The organism is Henriciella sp. (assembly GCF_049649345.1).
GTDB lineage: Bacteria > Pseudomonadota > Alphaproteobacteria > Caulobacterales > Hyphomonadaceae > Henriciella.
In genome coordinates, this window is record NZ_JBARZC010000349.1 from 1 (window position 1) to 7175 (window position 7175).

At 61.3% G+C, this 7175-nt stretch carries 8 protein-coding genes; 4 read left to right on the forward strand and 4 right to left on the reverse strand.

From position 1 onward, the window contains the following. Positions 1-515, reverse strand: a 515-nt coding sequence (locus tag WA989_RS09520) for a pseudouridine synthase (protein WP_424340264.1), incomplete at its 3' end; no start/stop codon positions are given. Next, entirely contained in the window at positions 512-901 is a 390-nt protein-coding gene (locus tag WA989_RS09525; RefSeq protein WP_424340265.1) for a fluoride efflux transporter FluC, read from the reverse strand. The genes WA989_RS09520 and WA989_RS09525, both read right to left, overlap by 4 nt. A gap of 141 nt (positions 902-1042) precedes the next feature. On the opposite strand from WA989_RS09525, the gene WA989_RS09530 reads away from it, so the two are divergent. From WA989_RS09530 to WA989_RS09545, 4 genes are all read left to right on the forward strand, one after another. After that, positions 1043-2272, forward strand: a complete 1230-nt coding sequence (locus WA989_RS09530) for an FAD-dependent oxidoreductase (RefSeq protein WP_424340266.1) — start codon at positions 1043-1045, stop codon at positions 2270-2272. Beyond that, positions 2269-2673 (forward strand): nuclear transport factor 2 family protein, encoded by a 405-nt coding sequence (locus tag WA989_RS09535; RefSeq protein ID WP_424340267.1) that lies wholly within the window; start codon positions 2269-2271, stop codon positions 2671-2673. Before WA989_RS09530 ends, WA989_RS09535 begins: the two co-directional genes overlap by 4 nt. A gap of 240 nt (positions 2674-2913) precedes the next feature. Continuing rightward, complete coding sequence (locus WA989_RS09540; protein ID WP_424340268.1) at positions 2914-3990, forward strand: phosphotransferase; 1077 nt, start codon at positions 2914-2916, stop codon at positions 3988-3990. A gap of 78 nt (positions 3991-4068) precedes the next feature. Then, complete coding sequence (locus WA989_RS09545) at positions 4069-5277, forward strand: PQQ-dependent sugar dehydrogenase (protein ID WP_424340269.1); 1209 nt, start codon at positions 4069-4071, stop codon at positions 5275-5277. On the opposite strand, the gene WA989_RS09550 is transcribed toward WA989_RS09545, so the two are convergent. Continuing rightward, entirely contained in the window at positions 5274-6005 is a 732-nt protein-coding gene (locus WA989_RS09550) for an RluA family pseudouridine synthase (RefSeq protein ID WP_424340270.1), read from the reverse strand. The two genes, WA989_RS09545 and WA989_RS09550, sit on opposite strands and share 4 nt — an antisense overlap. Before the next feature lie 111 nt (positions 6006-6116). Then, positions 6117-7175: TonB-dependent receptor domain-containing protein (locus WA989_RS09555; protein ID WP_424340271.1), on the reverse strand; the 1059-nt coding region annotated here is incomplete at its 5' end.

The window sequence follows — 7175 nt, forward strand, 5'->3', positions numbered from 1 at the left end:
TCGCGTGAGCGGAACAGGTCTCCGAGACGGGCTGCGGCGGCAGGATGCTTTGCGATCAGCAGGAGCCCTGACGTTTCCTTGTCGAGGCGGTGGACGAGCTTTGGCCGGTATTCGCCATCGGACAGCGCGTCCAGCATGCCATCAATATGACGCCCGCCCTGTCTGGTCCCGCCCTGCACCGCTAGGCCGGCGGGCTTGTTGAGAGCGAACATCTCGTCGTCTTCGTAAAGCACCAGCTCGCGCATGAAATCCTGGTCGCGCGAGGTCATCTTGCCCGGCTTGTAGGCGGCTGTCTCTTCTGCGGACTGCTTGTGGATCGGTGGCAGGCGAACGACCATGCCGGCTTCAAGGCGCGTATTGGCCTTGGCGCGGGAGCCGTCGACGCGGATCTGGCCTGAGCGCAGCAGCTTTTCGAGCTGGCCCTGCGTCACCGGCAGGCGCCGCTTGACCCAGCGGTCGAGGCGCACGCCCTCTTCCTTCGGACTGACAGTTTCATTGATGACTTGCTGGTTCATGCGAGCATCCGTTTCATGATCATCATGCCGATCAGCACGAGCGCCAGACCGGCAATGACGGAGCTGCCCGCATAGGCGATGGCGCGCATCCAGTCATCCTTCTGGATGTATTGCGCCAGCTCCAGCGAGAAAGCCGAAAAGGTCGTGAAGCCGCCGAGCACGCCTGTGGCGAGGAAGAGCCGCATGTCCTGCCCGCCGCCGAGCGCTTCGCCGCGAAAGGCGAGAAACCCGATAAGCAGGCCCATGGCGAGGCTGCCGGCGAGGTTTACGAAAAAGGTCGCCCACGGCCAGCCGGAAAGGCCCATGCGGATAGCGGCCAGACCCGCGCCATGGCGAAGGCTCGCGCCAATCGCGCCGCCAAGGGCAACATAGAGAAATCCGTTCATGGCCCGGCTTTTACGGCGATTGGCGGCGAAACGATAGAGTGCGCGTTCATCTTGCTGACGCTGCGTCGTGTCTTGTCACGCTGTGCCCTGCGAGTAGGTTTGGCTTCAGAGTGTCCACCAAGAGGCGCCTGGGAGGAAGTGATGCAATATGACCTCATTATCGTGGGCGGCGGCATTGGCGGGTCAGCGCTGGCCGCGACCATGGCGAAAGCCGGGAAATCTGTCCTGCTGCTCGAAAAATCGACTGAATATGAAGACCGCGTGCGCGGCGAGTGGATCGCGCCCTGGGGTGTGGCGGAGACGAAGCGGCTTGGCCTCTATGACCTGCTCATGGCGGCGGGCGGCCATCACATCACGAGCCATGTGACCTATGATGAAAGCTATGATCCGCATGCGGCCGAACAGACGGCCATGCCCCTCGACATCTTTGCCGAAGGCGTGCCCGGCCCGCTGGCGATCGGCCACCCCCGTCATTGTCAGACCCTGTTCGACGAGGCGGTGCGCGCGGGCGCGGCAGCCCTGCGCGGCGTGACTGTCACGGATGTGACGCTCGGTTCGACTCCGTCCGTCACCTATGAGGTGGACGGCGACAGCCATACAGCAACAGCGCCGCTTATCGTCGGCGCGGAGGGCCGCCAGTCTCTGGTGCGCAAGGAAGCGGGTATCACGCTCCATCAGGACAGGCCGCATCACTGGTTCGCAGGCCTGCTGGTCGAAGGCGTCCAGGGGTGGGAAGACACCCGCCAGGCGATCGGCACAGAAGGCAATTTTGGCTTCCTCGCTTTCCCGCAGGGCGGCGACAAGGTCCGCGTCTATGGCGGCTATGCGCTAGACGAAAAGGGACGGTTTGCCGGCGAGGACGGCGCACAGAAATTCCTGGAAAGTTTCCGGATGACTTGCGCGCCCGGCAATGAAGCCATTTCGGCGGGCAAGCCAGCCGGCCCGCTCTTTTCCTATTTCAACAATGATAGCTGGACCGATGAGCCATTCTCTGAGGGCTGTGTCCTGATCGGCGATGCGGCCGGCTGGAATGATCCGATCAACGGGCTTGGCCTCTCCATCACCTATCGCGATGTCCGCGTTGTTTCAGACATCCTGAAAGCGACCCCAGAGACCGACACGCCGGACTTTCTCGCCTATGCGATGGAGCGCTCAGAGCGGATGCGCCGGCTTCGCTTTGCAGGCCAGCTTCAGGCCGCGCTCGACATGGAATTTGGGGAGGAGGCCCGCGCGCGGCGCCGCTCCTATCATGAACGCCGCGCCGCCGACCCGGCGCTTGGCCTGCATGGCTTTGCAATCATGGGCGGGCCCGACAGCGTGCCGGCGGAAATCTTTACCGAAGCCCACAGGGAAAAGGTGCTGAACGGATGAGCCCGATGGATTGCGAACGCTTCAATGCCGACTGGCTGAAGGCCTGGACCGACAAGGATGTCGACCGGCTGGTCGGCTTCTATTCGGAAGACACGGTCTACAAGGACCCGCAGACCACGGATGGTCTCAAAGGCAGAGAGGCGCTGCGGACCTATCTGACCGGCCTCTTCGGCTCGACACCGCCGATGACCTATACGCCTGAAACAGTCTGGGCGATCCAGGGCGGGTTCTGTGGGCGCTGGTATTGCGAGATCGGCGACAAAGGCGAAGGCGGCAAGATGCGCGGCTTCGATCTCGTCATCCTTGAGGACGGGCTGATCTCGCACAATGAAGTCTATGTCCATCCGCTGGGTGAGCCGGGGTCCGGACTCGATTCTTTTGTCGTGGAGGCAATCAGATGAGCAAGGCGTGCGAGAAAAGACGCGCCGGACGGACAAATGTCCGTTCAAGCGGCTTGACGCTGCAGGCCGCCGCTCAGCTTATTGAGGCGTCCCGACCCGTCCATTTCGGGCAACGGTCTTTTGCCCGCTGGCAGCGTTGCCGCCGCTTGAAAGGCCTCGGCCTTCCCGCGCGACGGCGCCTCGCCAGCAAACAAAACTCCGCCGCCTGCCACGGCAAAATAATCGAGTTCGGACCCCAAAATGCCTGACATACGAGAGTGGAAAGACATTGATGCCGACTGGCTGACAGCAGCGCTGTGCGAGGGCGGCGTGGAGGCAAAGGTCCGCAGTTTTGAGGCTGGCCGGGTCGGGACCGGTCAGATCGGCGATTGTGTCCGCTTCAAGCTCGATTACGCGACAGCGCCGCCTGATGCACCGGCGACATTGGTCGGCAAGTTTCCGTCTGAAGGCGAGCAAAGCCGCGCGACCGGTATCCAGCTTGGCAATTATCACCGCGAGGTGAAATTCTACCAGCTCCTCCAGCCTTCGGCCCGGATTTCGACGCCGCGTTGCTACTTCACCGACGTCAATGAGGACACCCATAATTTCGTCCTTATAATGAGCGATCTCGCCCCCGCCGAGCAGGGCGACCAGCTTGCCGGAACGAGCCTGGAGGAGACGAAACTCGTCCTCAAGGAAGCGGCAAAACTCCACTCGGCCTTCTGGCAGGATGAAACACTCGACCAGTATGCCTGGGTGTCGGGCACGACGCATGCGCCGAACCCGATCCAGCCGGAGCTCGTTGCCATGCTGTGGCAGGGCTTCAAGGCGCGCTATGGCGACCGGGTGAGCGCCGAAGCTGAGCAGATCGGCGACCTGATGAGCACGAATCTGGATGCGAATGACGAGATCCGCTCGGGCCCGCGCACCCTGATCCATTCCGATTTCAGGCCGGACAACATGCTGTTCGACCTCTCAAATGGCGACAAGCCGGTTACCGTGGTGGACTGGCAGTCCTTCGGCTATGGACCGGGCGGCGCCGATGTCGGCTATTTCATTGCAGGCGCCATCGACCCTGCGACCCGCCGCGCGCATGAGAGCGATCTGGTCGACCTCTATCTGTCGGACATGGCGGCGCTCGGCGCGGATGATTATGACCGCCAGGTCTTCATGCGCCACTATGTGTCGGGCGCCTATCAGCATTTCCTGACAGCGTTTTTTGCGGCGATGGTCGTCAACCAGACAGAGCGCGGCGACAACATGTTCTTCCGTATGCTGAACGGGGCGGTCGACCTCATTTCAGACCACGACGCGCTGGACTGGTTCGCGACCACCTGAAGGAAACCAAACTGGAAGCCGGGCGTATCTGACTTAGCTGATGCTTTGTTCCCCCACGCCCACCAGAAAGGTTTCCCGATGAAATCCCTCCCTTCCCGCCTATTTGTTACAGCCGCGTCCTTCACCGCGCTCACCGCCTGCGCGACCGCACAAACCAGCGAACCGATGACGGTGACAGGATCGGACGGCACGGCGTTAACGGCCGAAGCCCTCGCCACATTCGATGGCGCCTGGGCCATGACCTTTCTGCCGGATGGCCGCGCGCTTGTAACTGAACAGGCTGGCGATCTCTGGCTGCTGGACACCGACGGGGCCAAGCTTGGCAAAATCTCCAACGTCCCGGCTGTCGAGAAGCGCGGACAGGGCGGGCTCGGCGATATCATCATCCATCCCGATTTCGCAGAGAACGGCACGGTCTTCCTCTCCTATGTCGAGCGTGACCCTGACGATGATACGCTGAGCGGCGCGGCTGTGGACAGGGCGACCCTGTCGCTCACGCCAGAAGGCGGCAGCCTGTCAAACGTGACCCGCATCTGGGAACAGTCCAACAAGGTGACCGGAAATGGCCATTACAGCCACCGCCTTGCTGTGGCTCCTGATGGCAATCTGATCATCACCTCAGGCGAGCGCCAGCATTTCAGCCCGGCGCAGAACATGCAGATGAACCTCGGCAAGATCATCCGCGTCACCACCGATGGCGAACCGCTGGAGGATAATCCCTTCTACGGCAATGGCGGTATCGCCGATACGGTCTGGTCGCTTGGCCATCGCAACATGCTTGGCGTCACCTTCGATGCGGACGGCCAGCTCTGGGCACATGAAATGGGGCCGAAGGGCGGCGACGAACTCAACCGCATCGTGAAGGGGGAGAATTATGGCTACCCCATCGTTTCGAATGGCGAGCACTATAATGGCAAGCAGTTCTTCGGGAATCATGAGAACCATCCGATCTATGAGAACCCGGCCCTTTCCTGGACGCCGGTGATCAGTCCGGCAGGTCTTGTCATCTATGATGGCGACACCTTCGCCGAGTGGCAGGGCGACGCCTTTATTGGCGGCCTGTCTTCACAGGCGCTGATCCGTGTCGAATTCCAGCAAACCCCACTCGACAATATGGGAGCGGGCGGCACCTCCTCGACGATGGAGACGACCGCAACCGAAGCCGGGCGCTATGAGTGGGGCAAGCGGATCCGCGAAGTCGAGCAAGGCCCGGATGGCGCCATATATGTGCTCGAAGACGATCCGGGCGGCCGGTTGATCAAGCTGACGCCAGCGGCAGACAGCTAGGCCTTCAGGCCGGCACTGCGACATTCAGCCAGAAAGTCCTCCGGAAGCGGGGCCTCGAACGCAAGGGGCATCCCGTCTGGATGGCGAAGATCAAGCCGCGCGGCATGCAACATCAGCCGTGCGGCTGACAGTTTGCCCGCGCCATAGATGCGGTCGCCCAGAATCGGAACGCCGAGCTCTGCCATATGGGCGCGGATCTGGTGCATGCGGCCGGTGACGGGAGAGGCTTCGATCAGGGCATGGCTCTCTGTGCGCGACAGGATGCGCCAATGCGTCTGAGCGCTCTGCGCCCCCTTCTCGCCAGGCTTTGCGGCGATCATCTTCTCCCGCCCGCCCCTGTCTGATGGGACCTTTCGGAGCGGCGTGGCGGCTGTGCCTTCATTGGTGTCGGGCAGACGACCGGAGATCAGCGCCGTGTAGGTCTTGCTGAGCGTGCGCTTGGCGAATTGATCCGACAGGAATGCCGCAGCGGGCTGTGTACGGGCCACGACGAGGACGCCGGACGTACCGGAATCGATGCGATGAACAAGCCGGGGGCGCTTTCCATTGGATTTCGCGAAGGCCCAGAGCAGGAAGTCGAGCGACTGGCCCCGCCCGCCTGCCGTCTGGACAGCAAGGCCGGAGGGCTTGTTGAAGACGAGAATCTGGTCGTCCTCATGGATCATCAGCGAACGGATATAGTCCGCATCTTCCGGTTTGATGGTCGGGATGGGGCGATTGCGGGTCACCGGCTCGCTCTTAGACAATGACGCAGGCGCGCGCAATGAAAGCTGGCCTGCGCAAAAGAAAAGGGCGGCCCCAAGAGCCGCCCTTCCCCAATTTCTGGTTTGCGTATCGACCTAGAAGTCGACAGTCGCACCCACGAAGATGTAACGACCCATTGCGTCGTAGATCTGCGGATAGGTGTTACCGTTACCCGGTGCGGTACCGACTTCGGAGGACAGTGGCGGATCTTCGTCGGTGATGTTGTTCACACCGAGACGAACCGAGGTGTTATCCAGAAGCTGATAGTTGCCCGAGAGATCGAGATAGTTCTGGGAGTCCAGAGTCTCGTTGATCGCACCTTCGTCACCGTCGAGGCTGACCTCGTCATAGTAACGCCAGGTACCGGTCAGCGACAGCTTGCCGTCGAGGCCTGCCCAGGTCACGCTCGCCTTGTGGCGATATTCCGGGTTGGCACCGTTGCCGAAGTTGGTCTGGCAGCGGCCGGCATAGAGGCCCACACACTCAACTGGCGGCGTAACCGACGCATCTGGAAGTGCCTGGAATTCGAGGCTTTCCAGAAGTGTACCAACATAGTCGAACGAGAAGGTGCCGGTGGTACCTGCATCGTAGATATAGTTGGCCTGAAGGTCGTAACCGCTCGTGGCGAGGCTACCGGTGTTCACATTGGTCGCAATGATGAAGCCGGTATTGTTCGCCCAAAGGGTGCCACCCGTGCCACGATTGACGAGCGAACAGAAGAACGCGTCGCCTGTCAGACCACACTGCTGAAGCGAGGTCTCTTCTGGCACTGTGTTGATGAAGCCTTCCACTTCAATATCGAAGTAGTCGAGCGAAACAGTCAGTCCATCAAGCATTGTCGGCGTAGCGACAAAGCCAACAGTGAACGTGTCTGATTCTTCAGGCTCAAGGTCAGGGTTACCACCACCGAAGGTGTTGTACTGACCAGCAGGGTTCTCAAGGCTAGCCGATCCGTAGTTTGCCGGATCGAGACCTGTGTTCACACACTGCTCGAGCGTGAAAGACGGGTTTGGTCCAGCGCATGGATCATCACCTGTCAGGTCGAACAGACCGATGGACTGAGCCGCGAACAGTTCGAAGATGTTTGCAGCACGAACCGCGCGCTGGAACGATCCGCGGAAACGGACGTCCGGCGTCGGTGCATAGCCCAGACC

What these genes read in the sequence shown, in the direction of transcription:
- WA989_RS09525 (WP_424340265.1), bottom strand. Translation starts at nt 901, where the DNA reads ATGAACGGATTTCTCTATGTTGCCCTTGGCGGCGCGATTGGCGCGAGC.
- WA989_RS09530 (WP_424340266.1), top strand. Translation starts at nt 1,043, where the DNA reads ATGCAATATGACCTCATTATCGTGGGCGGCGGCATTGGCGGGTCAGCG.
- WA989_RS09535 (WP_424340267.1), top strand. Translation starts at nt 2,269, where the DNA reads ATGAGCCCGATGGATTGCGAACGCTTCAATGCCGACTGGCTGAAGGCC.
- WA989_RS09540 (WP_424340268.1), top strand. Translation starts at nt 2,914, where the DNA reads ATGCCTGACATACGAGAGTGGAAAGACATTGATGCCGACTGGCTGACA.
- WA989_RS09545 (WP_424340269.1), top strand. Translation starts at nt 4,069, where the DNA reads ATGAAATCCCTCCCTTCCCGCCTATTTGTTACAGCCGCGTCCTTCACC.